This window comes from Nocardia sp. X0981, assembly GCF_977089955.1.
This window is the reverse complement of the sequence record NZ_OZ372435.1, coordinates 2,853,788-2,874,064: the sequence shown is the minus strand read 5'-3', so window position 1 is coordinate 2,874,064 and position 20,277 is coordinate 2,853,788. Positions and strand designations below refer to the sequence as shown.

At 68.0% G+C, this 20,277-nt stretch carries 14 protein-coding genes; 2 read left to right on the top strand and 12 right to left on the bottom strand.

The genetic code is table 11. From position 1 onward, the window contains the following. Positions 1 to 101: 101 nt before the first annotated feature. Complete coding sequence (locus ACYR7D_RS12535) at positions 102 to 2,012, bottom strand: WXG100 family type VII secretion target (protein ID WP_459549684.1); 1,911 nt, start codon at positions 2,010 to 2,012, stop codon at positions 102 to 104. A 15-nt stretch (positions 2,013 to 2,027) separates the two neighbouring features. Next, entirely contained in the window at positions 2,028 to 2,996 is a 969-nt protein-coding gene (locus ACYR7D_RS12530) for a C40 family peptidase (RefSeq protein WP_459549683.1), read from the bottom strand. 193 nt (positions 2,997 to 3,189) lie between these two features. On the opposite strand from ACYR7D_RS12530, the gene ACYR7D_RS12525 reads away from it, so the two are divergent. Next, on the top strand, positions 3,190 to 4,410 hold the full coding sequence (locus ACYR7D_RS12525; RefSeq protein WP_459549682.1) for a hypothetical protein: 1,221 nt from the start codon (positions 3,190 to 3,192) through the stop codon (positions 4,408 to 4,410). A gap of 447 nt (positions 4,411 to 4,857) precedes the next feature. Here the strand turns inward: ACYR7D_RS12525 and ACYR7D_RS12520 are convergent, their stop codons facing one another. From ACYR7D_RS12520 to ACYR7D_RS12475, 10 genes are all read right to left on the bottom strand, one after another. Beyond that, a complete protein-coding gene (locus ACYR7D_RS12520) occupies positions 4,858 to 6,864 on the bottom strand; it encodes a type VII secretion target (RefSeq protein ID WP_459549681.1) in 2,007 nt (668 codons plus the stop codon). A gap of 90 nt (positions 6,865 to 6,954) precedes the next feature. Continuing rightward, positions 6,955 to 9,513: a hypothetical protein gene (locus ACYR7D_RS12515; RefSeq protein WP_459549680.1), complete on the bottom strand. Its 2,559-nt coding sequence runs from the start codon at positions 9,511 to 9,513 to the stop codon at positions 6,955 to 6,957. Between the two features lie 8 nt (positions 9,514 to 9,521). Continuing rightward, the gene (locus tag ACYR7D_RS12510; RefSeq protein WP_459549679.1) at positions 9,522 to 9,821 is read right to left on the bottom strand and encodes a hypothetical protein; all 300 of its coding nucleotides are present in this window, start codon (positions 9,819 to 9,821) and stop codon (positions 9,522 to 9,524) included. A gap of 46 nt (positions 9,822 to 9,867) precedes the next feature. Further along, positions 9,868 to 10,236, bottom strand: a complete 369-nt coding sequence (locus tag ACYR7D_RS12505; RefSeq protein WP_459549678.1) for a hypothetical protein — start codon at positions 10,234 to 10,236, stop codon at positions 9,868 to 9,870. A gap of 19 nt (positions 10,237 to 10,255) precedes the next feature. Continuing rightward, positions 10,256 to 10,936 (bottom strand): hypothetical protein, encoded by a 681-nt coding sequence (locus tag ACYR7D_RS12500; RefSeq protein WP_459549677.1) that lies wholly within the window; start codon positions 10,934 to 10,936, stop codon positions 10,256 to 10,258. Next, entirely contained in the window at positions 10,933 to 11,283 is a 351-nt protein-coding gene (locus tag ACYR7D_RS12495) for a YbaB/EbfC family nucleoid-associated protein (RefSeq protein WP_459549676.1), read from the bottom strand. The genes ACYR7D_RS12500 and ACYR7D_RS12495 overlap by 4 nt, the downstream gene beginning before the upstream one ends. Continuing rightward, a complete protein-coding gene (locus ACYR7D_RS12490) occupies positions 11,280 to 12,740 on the bottom strand; it encodes a PPE domain-containing protein (RefSeq protein ID WP_459549675.1) in 1,461 nt (486 codons plus the stop codon). Before ACYR7D_RS12490 ends, ACYR7D_RS12495 begins: the two co-directional genes overlap by 4 nt. Positions 12,741 to 12,773: 33 nt before the next feature. Continuing rightward, positions 12,774 to 14,546 (bottom strand): hypothetical protein, encoded by a 1,773-nt coding sequence (locus ACYR7D_RS12485; protein ID WP_459549674.1) that lies wholly within the window; start codon positions 14,544 to 14,546, stop codon positions 12,774 to 12,776. Between the two features lie 13 nt (positions 14,547 to 14,559). Further along, the gene (locus ACYR7D_RS12480) at positions 14,560 to 15,309 is read right to left on the bottom strand and encodes a hypothetical protein (protein ID WP_459549673.1); all 750 of its coding nucleotides are present in this window, start codon (positions 15,307 to 15,309) and stop codon (positions 14,560 to 14,562) included. 9 nt (positions 15,310 to 15,318) lie between these two features. Then, on the bottom strand, positions 15,319 to 17,556 hold the full coding sequence (locus ACYR7D_RS12475; protein ID WP_459549672.1) for a hypothetical protein: 2,238 nt from the start codon (positions 17,554 to 17,556) through the stop codon (positions 15,319 to 15,321). 400 nt (positions 17,557 to 17,956) lie between these two features. On the opposite strand from ACYR7D_RS12475, the gene ACYR7D_RS12470 reads away from it, so the two are divergent. Continuing rightward, positions 17,957 to 20,266, top strand: coding sequence for a hypothetical protein (locus tag ACYR7D_RS12470; RefSeq protein WP_459549671.1), 2,310 nt, complete (start codon positions 17,957 to 17,959; stop codon positions 20,264 to 20,266). Positions 20,267 to 20,277: the final 11 nt, after the last annotated feature.

Below are 20,277 nucleotides of genomic sequence, written 5' to 3'. Positions count from 1 at the left end.
TATCGCTATAGTCGAAACCGGGTCACCAGTTCCCTCATCCCTGATGACCTCTTATCGCGGCGGCCGGGGGAAACAGCGAGCCACCGGCCGCCGCACTCATCTCAGCCCCGTGGCGGACCTTCATCCCGTAGCGGTGGCGGTGCCACCGAAACGAACCGGGCAGACGGCCTTCCGGACCGGCCCGTTTCCGGCGCTGCTCGCTCCGGTGGCTCCGGCACGCTATTCCGCGGCGGCTCACCCTTCCGCCCCGGTTCCCCATCGCGCACCGTATCCGGCGGCGCACCGTTGAGCGCCACGTCCCGACCCGGCTCACCGGTGGGCACCGGCCGCTCGACCGGATCCCCCGTACGCACCGCGCCTTCCAGCTCTTCCGAGGACCGCACCGGCTTCTTTTCCGGCGCGGCAGGGACCGGCGGCGCGGTATCTCCGGCCGCCGCCACCGCGGGTATGGGCGCCGGCGCGGAACGGCCGGGCCTTGCCCACGGGGTACGGGCGGGTACGGGAGCGGTGGCCGGATCCGCCGCCCAAGGGTGGGGCTTTCCCGCTCCGCCCCGGCGGCGCTCGACACCTCGAGCCGCAGCCGTACCGGCCGGCGCTTTCCCCCCGGCCGAGCCGGCGGCCGGCGCGCCCTGCGGCGACGAACGATTCCACGGACTCGATTGCGTGCCGTCCTGCGCGCCCGCCGCGGACGCGGCCGGTGCACGTGGATCACCGGACGTATCACCGGCTGTCGCCACGCTCGCGGGCCGCTCCGGAGAATCCACCGGGCCGGAAACCGGCCGGCCCATGGATTTTTCCACCGGCTCGCTCCCGGTAGCCGCCCCCGCGGAGTGGGCGCCGGCCGCTACCTGTTCCGACGATCGGATAGCCGAATCCGGTGCGGACGAACCCCGCTCCGCCGGCGCGGGAATTCCCCCTTCGGCCGCGGCGGGTGACGCGCCGCCCGTGGGCCCACCACCCGGCGCGGACGGCCCCTGCGCGGGCGCTGCCGCTCCGTCGGGTGCGGAAGCCGCCGCCCCGGTGGGCGCGGAAGCCGCCGTCGGCGGCTTACCCCCACTCTCGCCGGGAACGGCGCCGTCCGCGGCGGCAACCCGCGGCGGCCCGCCCGGCGTGTGCGTATCACGGGATCCCGTATCGTTCCCGGCGGTGGGTAGCCAGTTTCGCGGTGCCGCGGGAGGGTCGGTTCGCTCGGTATCCACCGGGCTCCGCCGGACCGCGTTCGGATCGCCGCCCTCGCGTGGAGTGTTCCCGGGCCCGCTCTCCGGCGCGGAGGCCGGATCCGGTGCGATCGGCGTGGTGAAATCCAGCGCCGACACCTTGTTGGCGAACTTGTCCGCGTGCTTCATGATGTCGTCGGCGTGATCGTCGAGCACCTGCGCGTACCGGCGGACCTCGTCGGGATCGATCAGCAGCCCGTCCCCACCACCGTCGTCGACTCCCAGCGCATCGGCGGCCACGTCGTAGACGACGCCGCTGATCATATCCGAAACCGCCTGTTCCAGCGGTTCGATCGCCTTGCCCAGCACCTCCGCCAGGATGTAGGCGACCAGCATTTCCTCCATGGCCTTCACCAGGCGCTTCGCCACCATGGCAATCGACTGCCCCACCGCGGCGGAGGCACCCGAGGTGGCCAGGGTGGCCGCCATGGCCGCGGTGTACGCGGATGCGAGCAGCGCGAGCTCGGTCAGCACCGCGGCCTTCACCACGGTGATCACCTCCGCGGCGATCTCCAGAGCCGCCGCCACCCCCCGGCACAGCTCGTCGAGCCGCTCCATATGCGAAGAACTCAACCGCGCCCAGGAGGCCACCAGCGCGCGATACGACTGACCCTGGTAAACCGAGCCCATCTCGGTGATGGTGCCGGTTGCCGCCTCATGGGTTCCGGAGACGTCCTCGGCGAACGTGCGCACATGCTCGGCCAGCTCGCGGACCTGATCCTCGTTGATATCCGGGTAAGGGACACCGATGAAGTTCAGGAACAGCGCCACTTCATGAGGTATCTCGATGGCCAAGGGCGGGGACTCCGCTCAGACGACTCGTATCACCACAGCACTGGGGGGCATCGGCGAATAGGTTACCGTAGCGCCCGTATACGGCGCCTCGATCACCATCCCGTTACCGGCGGCGAGCTGCACGTGTTCGGGTCCGCGAGAGCTGAACGAGGAGGCCGGGAACACCAGATCACCGGCACGCACATCGCGCGGATCGATCCGTTCCCCGGCGTAGATCTGTTCGTAGGTGGTGCGGGGCAGCACCACCTCCCCGTTGGTGGCCTGGGCGATGGCGTACTGGGTCAAGCCGGAGCAGTCGAAACCGCCCCCGCTCGGCCCGTTGGCACCACCACCACCCCAGACGTAGGGCAGCCCGAGAGCGGAATCCGCGGCTCGCGCGGCCTGGCCGCCTTTGGTCTTGTCCCAGTTGCGGCGGGTGCGCCGCCGTACCGGTTGCTGGGTTACCTGCTGACCGGACACCATGCGCGGCCGCCGCCGGCGCCGGCGTTTCCGGGGCGGGGGCGTGGCTGTTCTCCGGGTGCGCTCGGCGAGCGCTACCGGCGGCATGATCTGAGCCGCCTGTCTGCGTGCCGCGTCGATATCGGCGTTCACCTGCCTGGTCGCGTTCGTGATGGTCTGCTGAGCGGAGTCGAGCAGCGCCGGACCGCTGAACCTCGTATCACCTATGGCGGTGATGGCTTGGATACGCGCCTGCAGGTCGGAGATCTGACTGTTCAGGATTCCGCGTCCGTTCAGCGTGCCGGTCGCCGATTCGGCGACCGTTTTGCTCACGACCCCCTCACGGCCGTGTTGGGTGTCGAGGACGGTGCGGTGCATACCCAGGGTGTCGCCGTAGCCCTGGGCACCGCCGCCGGAGAGCCGGCCCAGATCCGCCGCCATCGCCTGCGCGAGCGCCGCGGAGGCACGTTCGGTCGGCTGCCCGGCCCCGTACAACCCGAGCAGCTCCTGAAGCACACCGTGCACATCATCGGTCAGTGCCGGCATACGATCAGCTCGCTATCGCTCATCGCACCGACTTACCTCTCTAGCCCCAGCCACCCCGGGCAACTTTTCGGCTATTACGCCCTTTGTTGTGTCTCGACTATGCGACAACACGAGGACGAGCGACGGCCGCCGTATTCCCATCCATAGGAAGACAACACAATGAAGGAGACAGCACGGGAGGCGACGACAGCGGATGGATACAGCGACAGCGGACGTGGACTCCGGCACCCCCACTCCCACTTCGGGCCCCCTGCACAGCGGTTCCCGACCAACCGACCGCAGCACACTGGTCGGCGGTACCACGCCGGCCGACCCACGGATCCTGCCCGCCTCGACTCCGACCGAAGCCGAAACCACCAATACTTTGGTGAAAGGCCGAACCACCGACAAACCCGGGACCACCTCGACCACCGACAAACCCGGCACGACTTCGACCACCGACAAACCCGGCACGACCTCGACCACCGAGTCCGAAACCCGTTCCGCGGACCCCGCATCCAGCGGGATGCAGGTGCTCGCCAACAGTGGGCCGACAAAGCCCTACCACCAGGTGAATCTGGAGGAGCTGCCGAACAATCCCGAGCTCAACCTGTTCATCACGCAGGCGGAGCGAGCGATGCAGCAGTCGGTGGACGTGCTCGGCTTCGGACGTTCGGACCCACCACCGCCACCGAAGAACGGTAAGACCCCCGACAAGGTCCAGGCCGCCGCCCTCCCGGGGTCGGGCATGGGTGTGGAACTGTACAAACAGCAGGTGCTCTCCGCGGGGGCACGGCAGGACTCCATGGTGGATATGGATGCCCAGGTGGACGGCACCTCGCAGATGGTGGCGGCCGAGCAGGCCCAGGCGCTGTTCTCCATCGTGCACGTCGAGGCGGAGCTGAACGCCGCGTTGCGCACGGTGAAGCCGAAGAAACTCAAGCCCGCGGAAGAAGCCAAGGTCATGGACCATGTCGCCGCCGCGGTGACGAAGGTGCACGATATAGTCCAGGCCGCGCAGAACGTGAACGTCGATGCGGCCGGTGGTGGTTCGAGCGGCGGGGGTTCCGGCGGTTCCGGCGGTGGCGCTCCGGCCGGGGGAGGTGCCGGTGCGGCGAACGGGATGGGCGGCCTCGGCTCCATGCTGCCGATGCTGGCCATGCTGCCCATGATGGCGATGCCGTTGCTCAGTCAGCTGCCCGAACTTCTCGAGCAGAAGGACGAGAACGAGGACGGCGAGAAAGACGAGGCGCCGCCCAGCCAGCCGGCCCCCTCCCCCGGCCCCGCTCCGGCACCCACCGACCCCACCAAACCGGAGCCCGAGGGCGCCGCGCCCACCCCCGGCGAGAGCCCCCCACCGAACCAGAATCCTCAGCCGGAAGCGCCGCAGACCGAAATCCCCTACGGCCCGACACCTCCCAGCAAACAGGTGTAGCACCGCACGTTCCCCGTGTGTCCGCACGAGGCAACCCCCATCACAACCCTCGGTCGGCCGACAGAGCGCCGGCAGCCGTCGTCACCGAACGTATCGAATCTGCGGCTGCCTCGACCGGCGCGTGATGATCACCCGGCCCTCATACAACGCGGCAACAGACGCCTAGGGCGATAGCGCATCACCGGCCCGGTCATATCGCATCAGCGCCTGCCGTGGATGCCGCATCGTGCGGGCCGAAAGTCTCTCGAGCACAGAGGTGCCGACGCGCCGGTTGCCGGTATGACAACGAGAACAGGGCGGTACCGATCCGCTGTGCCGACCGGTTGAACGCCCCGGCCCGGCACATCCGAGCACCCCCTGGCCCGGCCGACCGGCACCGGCACATCCGAGCACCCCCCTGGCCCGCCGACCGGCATACGCCGTGCGGCGGGCGAGGAGAGCGCCTGTTCAGGAAGTTTCCCGGTTCTCCGGCGGTGGAGCGACAGGTGGTGGGACCGCACCGGCCGGCGGACCACCGGCATCGGGGGCGACCACGGCGCCGCGGGGCGGGGCCGCCGGGGACGTCGTCTCCGGCGGGGCCACGGCCTGTTCCGGCGCGGCGGATACCCCGGTGGTTCCCGCGGCAGGGCGTGCCACCCGCTCGTCCACATCCGCCGCGACCGCGGCCGGAATCGACACGAACGACGGGTGCTCCAGAATCTGGCTGTGCGCGTACACCGCGTCCCGCAGGACCTGACGGTCCGGTTCCTCGTCCAGTAGCGCGACCAATTCGTTGCAGCGCCGCTCCCAGACCATCGCGCGCAACGCGCTGACCTCTTCGTCGACCCGGATGGCGCCGAGGTCCACCCGGCCTACATCGACCCGCTGCGAGATCATCGCCGCCGCCAGCAGGTCGTCCGCGTCGCGAAGCTCGTCCCACCAGGAACGAGGGATCTCCTCGCCCGCTTCGACCCGCGCCAGGATGCGATCGCGGATATTGCGGGCACCCGCGGTGTCGTAGTGCCCCGGCACGGACCGGCCGAGCTGGGCGTGGGCATCCAGGGCGAGTCCGAGGCAGTGCGCATGTATCTGAGCGTCCGCCACATCCGATATCGATTCCAGAGCCGGTACGGATCCGGTGATCGCGAGGCGGTCGGCGGTATCGGGAGTCAGGACCCGGAGATCGACATCGTAATTCGGCCCGACCAGACCCTGCATGGCCACTTCGCCGAGACGGCCGGTCAATCCGGGATCGATGGGCCCGGACGAGGCCAGCGCGGACAGCACCGCATTGGCCTTGGCGCCCCAGGCCAGCCCGAACTCGACGAGTACCCGGGCCGGGTCGGAAACACCTTCCCACGGTGCGGCGGCCTCACCGTCGGCACCGAGCAATTCGTCCCACAGCCACGGTGTGGAGACCTCACGCGGCAGGTACAGCCCGCGGGGCAGCCAGCCCCGGCCCTCGTTGGAGGTGATGAACACCCCGGCGCCGGCGGGACCGCGCAGTACCGCTACCGCCCAGGTCGTGCCCACCGGGGAATCGGTGGCCGCCAGCACCGCACCGAGCAGGGTCTTGGCTATGACGAGATCGTCGTTCACCTGGTCGCCGACGATGTAGGCGGGTTCGGCTTCCTTGTCCTTCGCGGAGGCCACCGCCGCGTTGAACGGGGTCGGGGCGATCGGCGGGACAGCGGTGCCCTCCGTGGCGGCCGCGCTCGGGGGCGCGGTCGCGCCACGATCGTCGCCACCGGCGCCGGAACCCAGTGGGCCGCCGATCAGAGCGCCGCTCGGCGGCACCGCACCGGCACCGGGGCCGGCCGGCGGGGCGCCACCGGCCGGCGAAGCGGCGGAAGCGGCCACGTCCGTACCGGGCGGTACCGCGCCGGGTGTACCGAGCACTCCCGGAGCACCGGTGGTGCCCGGCGTTCCGGCCGGTGCGGCCGGGCCGGCCGGCGGAGCCCCGTTCGCGGCCGGCTGGTCCACACCTGCGCCGGGCGGCGTGGTCGCCCCCAGCGGAGGCGTGGTGCCGACACCGTTCGGCCCGGCCGTTACGGGCGCCTCGTTCTCGCCCACCGGGGCCGCCGCGACCGGCCGGACCGTCGGCGGAGCCGAATCGAGCGGAGATCCACCCCGGCCGGTGTAGTCCTCGCCCGCCATGGTGATGGCGGCCGCGCTCTCGGCATCGGAACGTTCGTAGGCATTAGCGGCCTCACGCAAGGAACGGGCGGTTTGCTCGTGTTCCCGCGCCAAGGCCTCACCCGCGCGTTGCCGAGCGTCGTAATAGCTTTCGAGTGCTTGCTGGACCGGGTAGGCGATCTTGCCGTAGGTGGGTTCGAAGTTGGCGAGCCAATCCAGCGGGGGCTGCGCCCATTCCCGGGTCTCGGCGGCGACCCGATCGTGTTGGTCGGCGAGCTGGCGCAGTACCTCGGGTTCGATGTCCAGCCATCCCGGCATGCTCGACACATCCTTTGGCATGCTCGATACATCCTTTCCCGCCACCGACTTCCCCAATTGTCGATTCTTCCCACCATTGGGGAGCATCGCGGATGGTGGCCGATGGTCGGATCAACGGGCAGGGCCCACGGATACGGTCGTGTGCCGGGGCGCGGGCTCGGCCGCCGCCGGGCGGGTGAACAGGGGATGCGCCAGGATCTGCGCGTGCGCGTACATCGCGTCGCGCAAGGTTTGCCGTGTCCGTTCCTCGGCCAGCAACAACACCAGCTCGTTGCAGCGCCGCTGGAAGGTGAGTGCCCGCAGCACCGACAGTTCCGACTCCGGTTCGAGATCGGCGGCACTCGGCCGCAGATCTCCGAGTGCGACGCGGCTGGTATCGGCGCGGTGTCCCAGTACGGTGGCCGCGATCAGATCGTCGGCGTCCTGGATCTCTTCCCACCAACTGGCCGCGAAATCCCGTCCGTCGCGTAGTGCCCGCAGGATCCGCAATCTGATCTCGGGCGCCCCCATCGCGTCGACCGTCGGAAGATCGGCCCGCTCGACGCGGATATGCGCGTCCACGGCGAGTTCCAGGCAGCGCACCGCGACCACGTTGTCGGGGACTTTCGCCGCACGGTCCAGCAGGCGCGGCGCGGCGGTGAGCCCCAGCCGATCCATGGTGCCGGGTGCGGGCGTGCGTAGGTCCATAACATCCGAGGGCCCCACCGAGCCGGCCAGCGCGACAGTCGTGAGCTGGCGCCCCAGCCCCGGCTCGATCGGCTGCGAAGAGGCGAGCGCCGAGAGCTTCGAACCCGACTTGGTTCCCCACGCGAGAGCGAATTCGACGAGGATCCGTGCCGGGTCCGCGACACCTTCCCAGCCGGACTCCCCGGCCACGGCCCACAACCACGGCAGGGATACCTCGCCGGGCAGATACAGCCGAGCGGGCAACCAGCCGCGCCCCTCGTTCGAGGTGACGAAGGCGCTCACCCCGCTCGGATGCCGCAGCACCCCCACTGCCCAGTCCACGCCCACCACCCAGGAATCGGTGGCCGCGCGAATACCGCCCAGCAGGGTGCGGGCCAGCGCCAGATCACCGTCGACACGCTCCCCCACCACGAACGCCGGCGCGGCCGAGGCCACCATCGCCGCCCCCACCGCCTCCTGTACCAGTTCCCCCGTCCCGCCCGGCTTTTCCGTGCCCGGTTCACTCCCCGGCAGATACCCCGGCCCCTTCACCCCGGGCGCCGCCGTCGCTCCCGGACCGGAAATCGGTACGGCGATCTTCCCGGTGGCTCCCGCCGCCCGGTGCGCCTCGACCGGAGCCGCGGCAGCACGACCGGCCTGGGCTGCCGATATCGCGGACGACCCGGTCGACGCTCCCGCGGCGGATGCCGACGCCGGCGCGGAGTTCGCCGCGGGTGTGGCGGTGACAGGTGCGGTGCCCCCCGGCGCCGGCGGCGCGGCGGCCGGGAAGACGACCGGCGGGACAGCGCCCGGCGGTGCGGTGGCCGGGGCCGCGGCGACCGGAATACCGGTACCGGGCGCATCGGTGTGCTGCTCAGCGGCACCCCGCGGAGAGCCGGCCGGCTCCGCGATCCCTTCGGGCTCCGCCGGGCCCGCGCTCCGGTCCGGCTCCGCCGACGGATCGGGGCCGGAGGAGGAGTCCGCACCCGGCTCCTCCCGCGGCTCGTCCGCCGCGACCGGCTCGTCCACCGGCGCCGCCTCCTCGGACCCGGCCTGCGGTTCGGGCGACGACACCACCGGGCGCTGGCCGGGAACGGGAGCACCCCCGACGCCGTACCCCGTGTCGCCACCGGAAACGTCCTGACCGACAGGCGGAGGGGGCTGCGCGCCGACGGGTCCCCCGGCGTCGACCGGTATTTCGGCACCCTCCGGCGACAGCGGCAGCGGCACCGGTGCCGGCGCGGGAAGATCGCGATGCAGCAGATCGTCGAGCAGATCGATCAATATCCGGCCGAACAGCGCGTCGGGCGGCACGAGGTCCCGAAGCCTCGTGCCCCACGGGCCGAATTCGAGATCCCGTCCCGGCTTCCAGGACGCGGCGGGACCCGGAGATTCACCCGGAACGCCGTGCCTGCGCGGACCGGCACCGGGTATCGCATCGCTGCGCCACGGCCCCGGCTGTCCCAATGCCTCGGCGATATCGTCCAGTCTCGGCAGCCCCTGCGGCCCCAGCGAGTTCAGCGCCGCGGCGACGATATCGGCCACCTCACCGCGCGCTTCGGTGAGTATCGCCTCGGTGGCCTGCCGGTCCGCTTCGGCCTCGGCCTCGGGGTCCTCTTCTGCGTCCTCGTCGTCGTCGTTCTCCCGGGTGGCCTGCGCGATCCGATCGGTGGCGTCGTCGACCACATCGAGGATCTGGTTACGGGTGCGGCGCACCACCTCGCCGAAGGTGCCGAAAGTATCCGCGGCAGCGGACAGGGCCGCGGCGAAGGCATGAGGATACTTTTCCAGCGCCACCAACGCGCGCCGGATCTGCGCGAGCCCCTCGGAGCGCTGAACCGCCTCGTCGAACGCATGCCGCGCCTGCTGGACATCGGCGAGATCCAACGCCTCCGCGCCCTCGCGCGCGGCGGCGGCCAAACCGTGCCAGGCGGCAGGCGGTATCTGCGGCCAGTGGTCGCCGACGATTCGGTCCCAGTACGGGCTGGGGTGCTCCGGTGGCATGGTGTGGGTCAGGCCTCGGCGGATCGCACGGTATGTGCACCGTCGGTCTCGGCATTGCCGATTTTCGTCGTTCCGTAATCAGCGGCACGCACGGTGATCTCGGATTGCTCGGTGGCCTCGGACGCCGCCGATTCGAAGGTCGCGCGAATCCAGTCGAGCTTGCCGGTCATATTCCGGTCCAGCGCGGATTCTCCCTTCAACCGCAGGGAATCGACGGTGGTGCCGACGCTACCGGTCAGCACCGAAACCGCCCCGGAGGCATTGCCCACGCTCGTTGTCACATCGGTGAGGGAAGCGATATGCACCATGGTCGTGTCCTGTCTGTCCAGCGTTCCCGGCCGCACCGGGGAACGGTCATGCGGGCCGGAGGCCGAACGCCTCGTCTTCCATGGCCTGATAGGCGGCCTCGGTCGGCAGGCCGAACGAATCGATGGTGTACGAGCGGGCCCCGTTCGCCTCCATTTCCCGCCGCAGGCCCAACCGGGATTTCGCGTGCGCGAGCCCGGCGATCTTGAGGATCTCCGCACTCAACCAGCTGTCGCCGTTCTCGCGCGCCTCGTCGGTGATGTGCAATCCCACCACCTCGCCGTCGCGGTCACAGGCCACCCCGACCGTGTGGTCGGGGTTGAACACCTCGTGCACCTGGGGCGAAACGGCCGGTTTACCGGCTTGTTCGTCCTCGAGATCGTCCATGAGGTCGTAGTCGTAATCGTCGTCGGCCATCGCTGTCTCCTCGGTTCTGCTATGCGGATTCGGCCAGGGTTTCCGACAGCGCCGTCCAGGGCGCGTCGGCGATGGTGAGCACCAGCCGCAGCGGCCAGACCCGGGCGCCGAGATACATCTCCCCGGTGCCGTCGCCGAGTAGCGCCAGATAGTCGGAGCTGTCCACATCGGAGTTCATCGTCACCGTGGTCACCGGCGGTCTCCCGTCGTCCACACTGATGATCGAACCCGCGCTGCCCGGGATGAAACTCTTACGGCACCGGGGGCTGCCGCCGATCGCGACCTGAGTGCTGTTGGTGGTCACGGTGATCTCGGGATTCAGCAGCAACTGACTCACCCAGGACCGCGCGGCCAGTTCCGGCCGGTCGCCGTTGATCTCCACGACCAGCGATCCGGCCAGATCCACCACCAGTATCTGCTCGCTGCTGGTGATTCCGACGATCACCAGCCGATTCGGCCCGGCGATCGGTGCGGGAAGGTCGTCCGCGGCGACCGTACTCGAATCCGCTCCGATACCGCCGTTGGCGGCCGGGTATTTCGTGACGATTCCGGTGGCGACATCGACGGCGAAGGCCACCGCCGGGTTGGGTGAGCCGGCGCCCAGCGCGGCCAGCCGCGCCAAACCTTCTTCGTGCAGCCAGCCGATGGCGTCGGCGGCCGATACCGAATCCTCGGTGGCCTCACCTTCCGGAGCGGTCATCGCACCGCCTCCGCCACCACGGCGGGCTCCTCGGCCTCCTCGGTGACATCGTCGGTGATCACGGTTTCCATGATCACTTGATACTGGCGCGCCGCGTCCTGTGTGCTCTCCCGGATCGCGGCCATGATCTCGGCGACCAGTTCGTCACAGGTGAACCGGTCGGCCGTACCCGGCGCCAGGTACAGGCTGGTGAGCCGGCCCATCGCGTCCACCTCGGGAATCACCAGGCCACTCGGTGACGGGCGCCGGGCACGTACCTCATCGATACGTTCGCGCATATCGGCGATGCGATGCCGTAGTTCGCGGGCCGCGTCCAGAGCGGCCTGCACATCGGGATGAATGGTCATGCGTTACCTCCGGAGCGAGACGGGGCCTGGTTGGCCGGCGCCGGGGTCGGTTGGGTGACCGTCGGCGCGATGGTGGGCCGTTCCCCGATGACGGGCTCGGTATGTGGGGTGTCGTCGACGTACATGAGCCGGTCGGGATGCCAGGCGACTATCCGATTACGTTCGTTGCCACTGCCGCCGCCCGCGCCGCCCATACCGGGTGCCATCGGCATGTACGGCATCATCGGGGACCCGGCCCGGCCGGTGGCACCGCTGGATGCCGTGGCGGCGGAGACCTCGCCGACGGGGATTCGCGGCGCGCCCCCGGCCCCGGCGGGCGCGCCGACCAACGGTACGGCGGTCGTCGCCGACAGTGTCTGCACATCCGAGACGCTCGGAACCCCGCCGCCCGGCAACGACGGTGAGCCACCGCCCGGGCTGCCGTAGGAGGGGATGGCGTAATCGCCGAGACCGTAGTCGTCGTAGTAGTCGTCGAAATACTCGTCCGAGATGTCCTCGGTGTCCGAGAGGCCGTTGGCGCCGAGATTCATCATGCTCATGAGCATGGGCAGCATCTGCGCCAGCATCTGATCCCCAGAGCCGGATCCGCTCTGCGTGGCCGCCTCGGTGCCCTGTTGCGAGTTCGTGACACCGGTGCCGGTCTCGGCGACGTAGGAGCCCGTGGCCTCCCCGGAACGCGCGTTCAACTCGTTGTACTCGGCGGTCGCCGCCGCGAGGGCCGCCTCGTTCTTGGATCGCGCCGCCGCCAGCATCTTCTTGCGGGCCGCCAGGATCTCCTGTGGCGTGGGGTGTTTGGCCTTGACCCGGGCGAAGGCGTTACCGTAATCCTCCGCCCCCCGGGCCAGTTTCTCCATGGCGTCACCCAGATGGTCCATCCACCCGCGATAGGTCGCGAAGCGCTGGGCCACCTCCGAACCCACCGGCGACCAGTGCTGCAGCACCGATCCCGCCCGGTCCATATCATCGGCGGCCTGGGCGCGCGCGAGGGTGTTGAACGAACGGACCGAATCCGCGAACCGCTGCGCGGGTTCGGGACCGGGACCGCTGTGCAACTGCTGCGCGAAGGTCAGTGGATCACCGGTGACCACCGGCATATTGCTGAGCGCCGGTGGCACCCGCCGCAGGCCGACGGGTTCCACGGCCGGCACCGGGTTGGCCACCAGTTCCGCACCCGACCCGTTGATCAGCCGCGCACCCGCGTCCTCGGCGGTCGCGTATTCGACGGCCGCCTGCCCTATGTGGTGCGCGTCCCGCTGGATCTTGTTCAGCACTCCCACGGTGGCGTTGAACAGGGCGGCGGCCTGCGCGTTCAGCTGCGGAACGGCTTGCGCCGAAATGGGATCCGCGCCGGCGGGCAGCACCCATTCACGAGGCATCGACGCACCCGTGATACGTGCCAGATCCGCCGACTGCCCGGCTACGGATACCAACTCACCGAGATCGACATTCAGCGGCATACCCGTCTCCTCTCACCCATCACCCTGCCATCGCTATATCGAAGCGGACAACGCGGGCATATCACCGGCGGGCTGATCGGTGCCCGTCGCCGCCCCCTCGGTATCCTGCCCCTTCGCACCGGTGGCCTCGACATTCTTCGGGCGTTTGAGCCCGGCGAAATCGCCGAAGGGCCCGTGAGCGTCCCCCATATCCTCCGCGAACGGCTGCAATTCGCCCATCACCACGGCTTCCAAGGTCGCGCTCTCGCCCTCCCCGAACTTGACCAGCACCGCGGTGCGGTATTCGGTATCGCCCGTGGGTGCTTCGGACTTCTTGTCCTCGGACTTCTGATCACCGGAAGCAGGGCCGCCCGGAGTGGGGTCGCCGGAGGGGACCTTGCTCCCCTCGTCCTTCTGACCCGAGCGGATCGTCCATGTCGCGACATCGCCCGAAGCCAGTTCGAACGGGTCCGCGGGCCGGCCGATATCCTTCGGATCGGTCCATGCCGCCGGGGTGTCGGCGTACGCGGCCTGGGCATCGGTGCTGTTCTTGTTGTCCCGCGCCTTGTCCAGGGCCTGCGCCACCACGGGCGACACCCGTATGGGGTCCCGGCCGGGGAACTGGTACGCCACCAGGCCGTCATCGCCGACCGCACGCTTCGGCATACCGGTCCCGGGCTGGGTGGAAGTGGTACCGGAAGGCGCGCCTGCTGTCTGGTGCTGAGCCGGCTGCGCCTGCGCCGGAGTGGCCGCGGCCTGGGTCGACCACGGAGTGGTCGCCGCCTGCCGGGCGGGCGGCATGGTCGGCGCGGCGGCCCGGTCGTAACGGGAGGGGTCGATATCCTGCACACGGCCGGCCGAATCGGGATCGGCCATTCCACGCGCGGCCAACTGTCCTGCCAGCAGGGGGAACAGAGAATTCATCGCTCCACCGAGCGCGCCCATGGAACCCAAACCACCGGCCCCCATCCCGGGGTTGTACGCGGGGTTGTATCCCGGACTGTTCGCCGGGTTGGTGGCGGCCTGCAGGGCATCGTCGTTGCGGTTCTGCATATCGGCGACCGAATCCTTCAGATCCGCACTGGGCGTTCCGGGGGTATCGGGATCACCGACCGAGAGATCGGGATTCTTGGCGGGGTCGAAGAGATCGGGTGTCACCACATCATCGGGGTTCAAACGCGGGTCGTTCGCCTTCTCCTCGAACCGATCCACCGCCCGGTCCAGAGCATCCCGCGCTTTTTTGTCGTCGTCTTCCACTTCCGGGTCGGGGACCTCCCCGGCGAGGCGCTGGTTTTCCAGCGCATTCTCTTCCACGATCCAGATCGCTGCGCTGTAGGCCTCTGTCAATGTTTCCAGGAAAGCGACATCCGAGAAATTGTGCATCTCGGACATCTTCGTGTTGACCCCATGGATCAGGGCCGCCGTATTCTGTTTCCCGGTATGGATGAGCACGCTGAGCTTCTCCATGACCTGCAGGACCGCCTGTTGCTTCTTGTCCAGGTTATCCGCGGCCTTGTCCAGGTTGGTCACCGTCTCCCCGTAGTTGGTGGCGATCCGGCTCGAGCCACCTACGCTCGCTTTCCCCATCTTGGGGATCGGTGTGAAATTCTTCTTCAGTGCGTCCTTCCCCTTCAGGTCCCCGAACATCAGCCAATTGCCGACCACCGAAGTGGCGAAGGATTCGTCGGGACCCGCATACAACTTGACCAGGTCGGCGTGAAGAGATATCGGCCGCAGTAGGAACCCGTCCCCGTTGGGAGTCACCAGGGGGTCTTTTTTGAAGGGGTACTCGATTTCTTCGAAAACCGGGTCTTTTTCTTCGGCCATCAGGACACCTCCCTCACATCAACCCCTGGGCCCTGGCCGCAGCCGCGCCGTCCCAGGTCAAGCTTTCCGAGGCAGTGGGCGGTTCTTTCTTCTTCTCACCGCCCCCTCCTTTCGAATCGGAAGTGGATCCGCTTCTATAACCCTGCCTGAACGCGGCGTTCCCGAGACCGACCAATGTATGGTTTCCCCACCCGGATTTAAAACTATCCGTAGTTTTCTTCCATCGATCCGCCGGCTTCTTGATTTTTTTTTGCAAGGATTGCGCTTTTGCGAGTTGCCCTTCAACCTTCTTCAGTTGGCCTTCGGCTGCCGTGAGTTTGGCCTTCGCTTGTCGACCAACATACCCCAGCGACGCAAAGTTTTTTCCGCGACCAAGACCGCTTTGCAGATTGTTTACGGTGGTCTGAGCCGCATCTCGATCGTTCCTCGCATCTGTCACGCGCCTCTGGTGTCGACCGACCCGATTGTTCAGGCTGCCCATCGTTTTGGCGTATCGATCGGATGTTTTTCCGGTTAAACGCCCGATCCCCGATCGCCCGGCGAAATGCCCGAGCAGACCACCGCCGGCCCCGAACAGGGCCCCGGTGAACAAGCCTTCCGGGGAGGAATTGCCCCGAAAACCTTCGGCACCCGCACCCACGATCGCCCCGCTCACCCCGGATCTGACCGCCAGCGCGTTCGCACCTTTACCGATCGGAATCGCCTGTATGAGAGCCCCGGCACCGACCTCGAGAGTGAAGCTCTTCAGCGCACCCCAGTCCATAAATGCTCCTTACCCCACTGCCCCGACTTGCTCCGCTGTGCCCGAACTCGTGAAAACGGCCGAACCGGGTGCTGCTGCTCTTTCGATTCCAGGTGGATGGAAGGCCCCGACGAAGGCGCCGAACCCGCCCGCGCCATCGTGCATACGGTCCAAATCGATGATCTTCACCAGGGCACCGTCCACCACGGCTTCGAGAACGTCCTCGCCTCCGCTGCCGGTATCGATCTTGACCAAGAGGGCGGTCCGATCGGCCCAGACTCCCACATCACCGGTTACGGCTTCGAACGGGCTCTTCCGCTCTCCGATGCGCTTCTCATCGGTCCATTCGATCGGGGTACCGGTGTACGCCGCCCGGGCATCGGTACCCGCCGCGTTCCCGAAGGCCGCGTCCAGGGCACGGGCCACCACCACCGACACCTCTTGCGAGCGCCCGTCGGGGAAGGTGTACACCATCGTGTCCTTCCAGTCCGGAGCCACAGCTCTGCGGGGTGGCGGTGTCGTGGTTTCGGGAGCGGACACCGGTTTGGACGGCGCGGCCTGCGGCGCGGTCGCCTTCGAGGGAGTCGTGGTCGTCGACTGCGGGGCACCCGCCCCGGCCTGGGACGAGGCGGTCACGACAGCGCCCGGCGGGCGCTGCCCCTCGTTCCGGTCCCGCTTTCGGTCGTCCTCGCCGGCAGCGCCATGCCGTGCGAGCAACGACTGGATGAGGCGGGGCAACAGCATGGCGCCGAGAGCCGAGGTCAGGTCCGACCCGCCCATGAGGCCGCCCGGGGCCGTGGGGGCCGTCCCGCCGGCGCCGATCGGCGATACTCGCGCGGAGTCGCCGAGGGCCGTCGTGCCGAACGGGTTGTTCACGCTTCCGGTTTCGGTCCTGGTTCCGGCTCTCGCCCCGGGCTCGGAGTCATCGGCCGGCACGGCGCCCGCGGTGAGGTCCCACGGTTCGGGAGGGGCCACGGACCGCACGCCCGCATCGTCGCCGTTCCCCGTGTCATCGGTCTTCTCGTCTTCCGGACCGCCGAAGACGGGGTCGTCCGTATCTTTCTCGTTTTTATTGCCGGATTTGGGCGTGTCACGCTCGTTCTCGGGTGTCGTCTCCGCCGGCGGCTCCTTCTGCGCGATCTCCTCGGCCAGCGTCAGGAATTGCTCGGCGTAGAAGCCCATAACTCCTTCCGAACACCCGAGCGCGGATTCGATCAGCAACATGGCGTAGTCGTCCTCACCCGCCAACCCGGCGTTGAGCAACTGCGGGTCGATCATGAAGGGCCAGACCTCGACGTTTCCCTGCTTCGCCGCGTATTCGCTCGTCTTCTCGGCATACTCCTCGAGGAGCGCACCGAGCCGCTTCGCGTCCCGGGGATCGGCCGCCGCGAACTCTTTCAGCCCCTCGATCGATCGGCTGAGATCCTTACGCCCCGCATCGCGGAGTTCGCCGGAGCGTTCGACCGCGGTCGCCACGACTTCGGTGTATCCCCGCAGCCGGAGATAGCTTTCGTTCAGGAGCTGCACTCGCTCGACGTAGGAGGGGATATTCGATGCCTCCTCACCCGAGATATCGCTCACCTCGAGCTCCTCCGGCAGTTCCGGTTTCGCGGGTTTCGTGCCGAAGCTCTGCCAGAACCCCAGGTAGGAATCGGGAAGTGTACGGTAGTTCCGCTGCATGGGCTCGGTGAACACGAGGCCCTCCGGCATCTCGTCGGGCTTCGGCATCCAGATATGCGGCATACCGTCCGGAATTTCGTCGATTTCCTCCGGGCTGATATCGATGAGCGGGATCGCCGGGTAACCGAAATTCCGATAGTAGGCGCCCTGGATGTAAGAAGCCGTCATCGGCACGGTTGCCGCGCCGAGAAGACCCATATAGGACTTCCAGGGCGCGATATGCGCGCCGCCGATCCGGGACGGAATCACACCGAGAGCCCCCCGGTTCGCCGCGGCTTTCGCCGCCTGTTCCGTCGTCAACCCGGAAAGCCGATTCAGCGAACTCTTCGCGAACAGTGCTCCTTTGACACCGAAGCTGCCGACCCCGCCGAGGAGTCCGCTACCCATACCGAGGGCGATTCCGGCGAGCACGTTCTCGCCTTTGACGGCTGCGGAGATACCATTGGCGGCACCGCCCAGCAGGGCAGCGCCGAGCGGGGCGGCGCCGAACGGTGCGCCCAGGGCGAATCCCGCGACGCTGGCGGCGCCGACGAGGATATCGTCCCCGTATTCGCTGAAGAAGTCGCCTACACCGTCCCAGAAGCCCATGGACTCACCTGTTCCGAACAGTGCCACACCGGGATCGCCGACACCCGAGCACCGACGCTTCGGCAACGAGCGAGCAACGCCGAGCCGACGCGTGGTACGGAGCACCGGCCGCCGACCATCTGCGTCTCCTTCCTGACTACCGATATTGTCCGGGATTCCCATTGCGGGGAAGCGCCGATCTGTTGGAACACGTCATCATCGAGTTCGCGAGTAATACACTGACGTGCACGAACGACCCCCTCCTTCGTGAGGACGGAGCCGGAGACCGACGCAGGAGGAACCATCGAATGAATCCGCGTCGTATACCGGCATGGTCCATGAAGATCGGCGATGCGGTCGCCCGGCGCCGTCCGCGCCATCGGATGACCCGCGCCTGTTGGTACTCGACTCGGAGCGATCGATGACTGTGCGCACCCGGTCCCGCGAATGTTCCTCCACTCGCCCGGGTACAGGCGAGCACCCCGAATGGGATCCCCTGCGCTGGTACCCCGATACGCTGGTCGCGAATTTCAAGACCTGGCTGAACGAGCGCCCGTGGCGCCGCCGCACCTGCTGGACACTGCTCATCCTCTTCGCCTTCGTGGTCTTTCCCGGCGTGATCGGGGCGGTGGCCACCGCTCAGGTCAGCAGCGGAGTCTCCCAGATCGATGGCTTGAGCTGGATGAATGTCGCCGATTCGAACGGCGTACCCCTCGCGAGCTATATGTTCTCCACCGATAAGGGCGGCCTGCTCAATCCCGGCAACACCATCCTGTGGACCCTGATCAGCCTGGAATTCGTGGGGTACATGGCGATCGTGACGACCGCCATCTGGATCATCGGTTTCACCTTCAGCTTCACCTGGCTCGATATGTTCGCCCGGGCACTGAACGGCGTCGCCGACGCCTTCACACGTCAGATCGCCACCCCCATGGTGCTGATCACGGCCGCCACCATCGGAGCCTTCTTCGTGGCATGGTTCATCGTCCGGGGGTTCCCCAGCAAAGCGACCATGCAGGTGGTCACCATGCTGGGGGTCGGCATACTGGGGCCGGTCTTCCTCGCCCACCCGCTCGAAGATGTGCTCTCCTCGGACGGATTGCTCACTCAGGGACGCGATCTCGGTATCTCGGTGGCGGCCGGCCTGACCGGAGACGGCAATCCGAATCCGGCCCAGCTGGTCACCGTCATGCAGCACGACCTCGCGGACAATTTCGCCCGCAAGCCCGTGCAGGTATGGAACTTCGGTCACGTGGTGGACAATTACGTCGGCTGCGAAGCGGCATGGACCTCCGGTGTTCTGTCCGGTAACGACAACAATATCCGGGAGGGAATGGAGAGCTGCGGTAACGACGCGGCGTCCGCCAAGGCGGGTACCCCGACCATGGGTCAGGTCGGCACAGGTCTGATCCTCCTGATCTGCGCCACGCTGCTGCTCCTCTTCGCAATCTATCTCGCCCTGAAGGTCGTGAAGGCCGCGATGAATACCATCTACCACGGTTTCATGGCCATATTCGGCTTCGCGGCCGGCGGTTTCGTCTACGGCCCCACCCAGACCTTCCTCGTTCGCAATCTCGTGGACAGTTTGATCGCTGCCGCGCGGATGACGGTCTTCACGATCTTCCTGGGCATCTACCTGCTGTTCATGAGCAACCTCTTCGACCAGGCCCGAGATCAGGTGATGTCGGTGATCGTCATCGCCTGCGTGGTGGAGATCGTGGCCATCTCCCAGATCCGCCGCCTCAACAGCAGTCTGTCCAGAGGCAACGATTGGATCGCGAATCGTTTCTCGCTCGCCATCCAGGGCAACTCCGGGTCGGGCTCGGGTGGCGGCGGCGGTGCCGCGCTCGGTATGGGCATCGGCGCCGGAGGATCCGGCGGTGGCGGCGGCCTGAGCGGTATAGCGGCCCTCGCCGCGTTGAACACGGTGAACAGCTCACCGGTGACGAGCTGGCTCCTGGGTGCCACACCGGGCCCGCTCAACCCGTTGGCGCGGGGGAAGAAGCGGTCCGACCTCGCGAATATCGCGACAGCCGGCTCCCGGGTGGAGATGTACCGGTGGGGCCAGCTCGGTCGGGCGAACTGGTTGGACAAGGCACGAGTGCGCTCGGAACCGTACGGTGGCATGACCACAGCGATGGGTGTCGCCAATGCGCTGGACGGTCTCGGCGACAGCCGGGTGCCGGACAACTGGATGACCGGTTTGTTGCGGGCGGCGGGCACCCCCGACGAACAGGTGCACCAGGTGCTGCGCGCCGCATCGGCGCAGAAGTCGAGTATGTCGACCAACCCCTATGGCTGGGGCCCCCTGCAGAAGGCGCTCGCGGCGGGCCGCGCCGTCGAGAACCACCTCCTGCCCACCGATTCGGCGTCGGCCCGGGCGGCGTTCTCCGCCCAGGCTGCCGTGGCGGCCGACAACTTCGCCCGGCATACGAACAGCCCGGCTCTGGGCGCACGGATCGACCGCGGTTTCGTCAACCGGGTCCGGCGGCATTGGGATTCGGATATCGCACTGGCCAACGCGATCACTCCCGCCGAATGGAACGCCGTCGGTCGCGACACCCGATGGGCGATCGGTACCGAAGTCGCGAACGAATTCCGCGCAGCCGCGCACAACTTCAACAACAATCCCAACGAATTCAACCGGCGGGCCCTGATCCAGTGGTCCAACCGGATCGCCAACCTCGACCACCTCGATCCGGCCCAGGGCCTCGACCCCTGGGACCCGTAAACGAAGGGGCT

Excerpts from the sequence above, each read along its gene's own strand:
- ACYR7D_RS12475 (WP_459549672.1), bottom strand. The coding sequence starts at position 17,556 with ATGGGCTTCTGGGACGGTGTAGGCGACTTCTTCAGCGAATACGGGGAC.
- ACYR7D_RS12500 (WP_459549677.1), bottom strand. The coding sequence starts at position 10,936 with ATGACCGCTCCGGAAGGTGAGGCCACCGAGGATTCGGTATCGGCCGCC.
- ACYR7D_RS12505 (WP_459549678.1), bottom strand. The coding sequence starts at position 10,236 with ATGGCCGACGACGATTACGACTACGACCTCATGGACGATCTCGAGGAC.
- ACYR7D_RS12510 (WP_459549679.1), bottom strand. The coding sequence starts at position 9,821 with ATGGTGCATATCGCTTCCCTCACCGATGTGACAACGAGCGTGGGCAAT.
- ACYR7D_RS12515 (WP_459549680.1), bottom strand. The coding sequence starts at position 9,513 with ATGCCACCGGAGCACCCCAGCCCGTACTGGGACCGAATCGTCGGCGAC.
- ACYR7D_RS12520 (WP_459549681.1), bottom strand. The coding sequence starts at position 6,864 with ATGCCAAAGGATGTGTCGAGCATGCCGGGATGGCTGGACATCGAACCC.
- ACYR7D_RS12490 (WP_459549675.1), bottom strand. The coding sequence starts at position 12,740 with ATGCCGCTGAATGTCGATCTCGGTGAGTTGGTATCCGTAGCCGGGCAG.
- ACYR7D_RS12530 (WP_459549683.1), bottom strand. The coding sequence starts at position 2,996 with ATGCCGGCACTGACCGATGATGTGCACGGTGTGCTTCAGGAGCTGCTC.
- ACYR7D_RS12495 (WP_459549676.1), bottom strand. The coding sequence starts at position 11,283 with ATGACCATTCATCCCGATGTGCAGGCCGCTCTGGACGCGGCCCGCGAA.
- ACYR7D_RS12470 (WP_459549671.1), top strand. The coding sequence starts at position 17,957 with ATGACTGTGCGCACCCGGTCCCGCGAATGTTCCTCCACTCGCCCGGGT.
- ACYR7D_RS12525 (WP_459549682.1), top strand. The coding sequence starts at position 3,190 with ATGGATACAGCGACAGCGGACGTGGACTCCGGCACCCCCACTCCCACT.
- ACYR7D_RS12485 (WP_459549674.1), bottom strand. The coding sequence starts at position 14,546 with ATGGCCGAAGAAAAAGACCCGGTTTTCGAAGAAATCGAGTACCCCTTC.
- ACYR7D_RS12480 (WP_459549673.1), bottom strand. The coding sequence starts at position 15,309 with ATGGACTGGGGTGCGCTGAAGAGCTTCACTCTCGAGGTCGGTGCCGGG.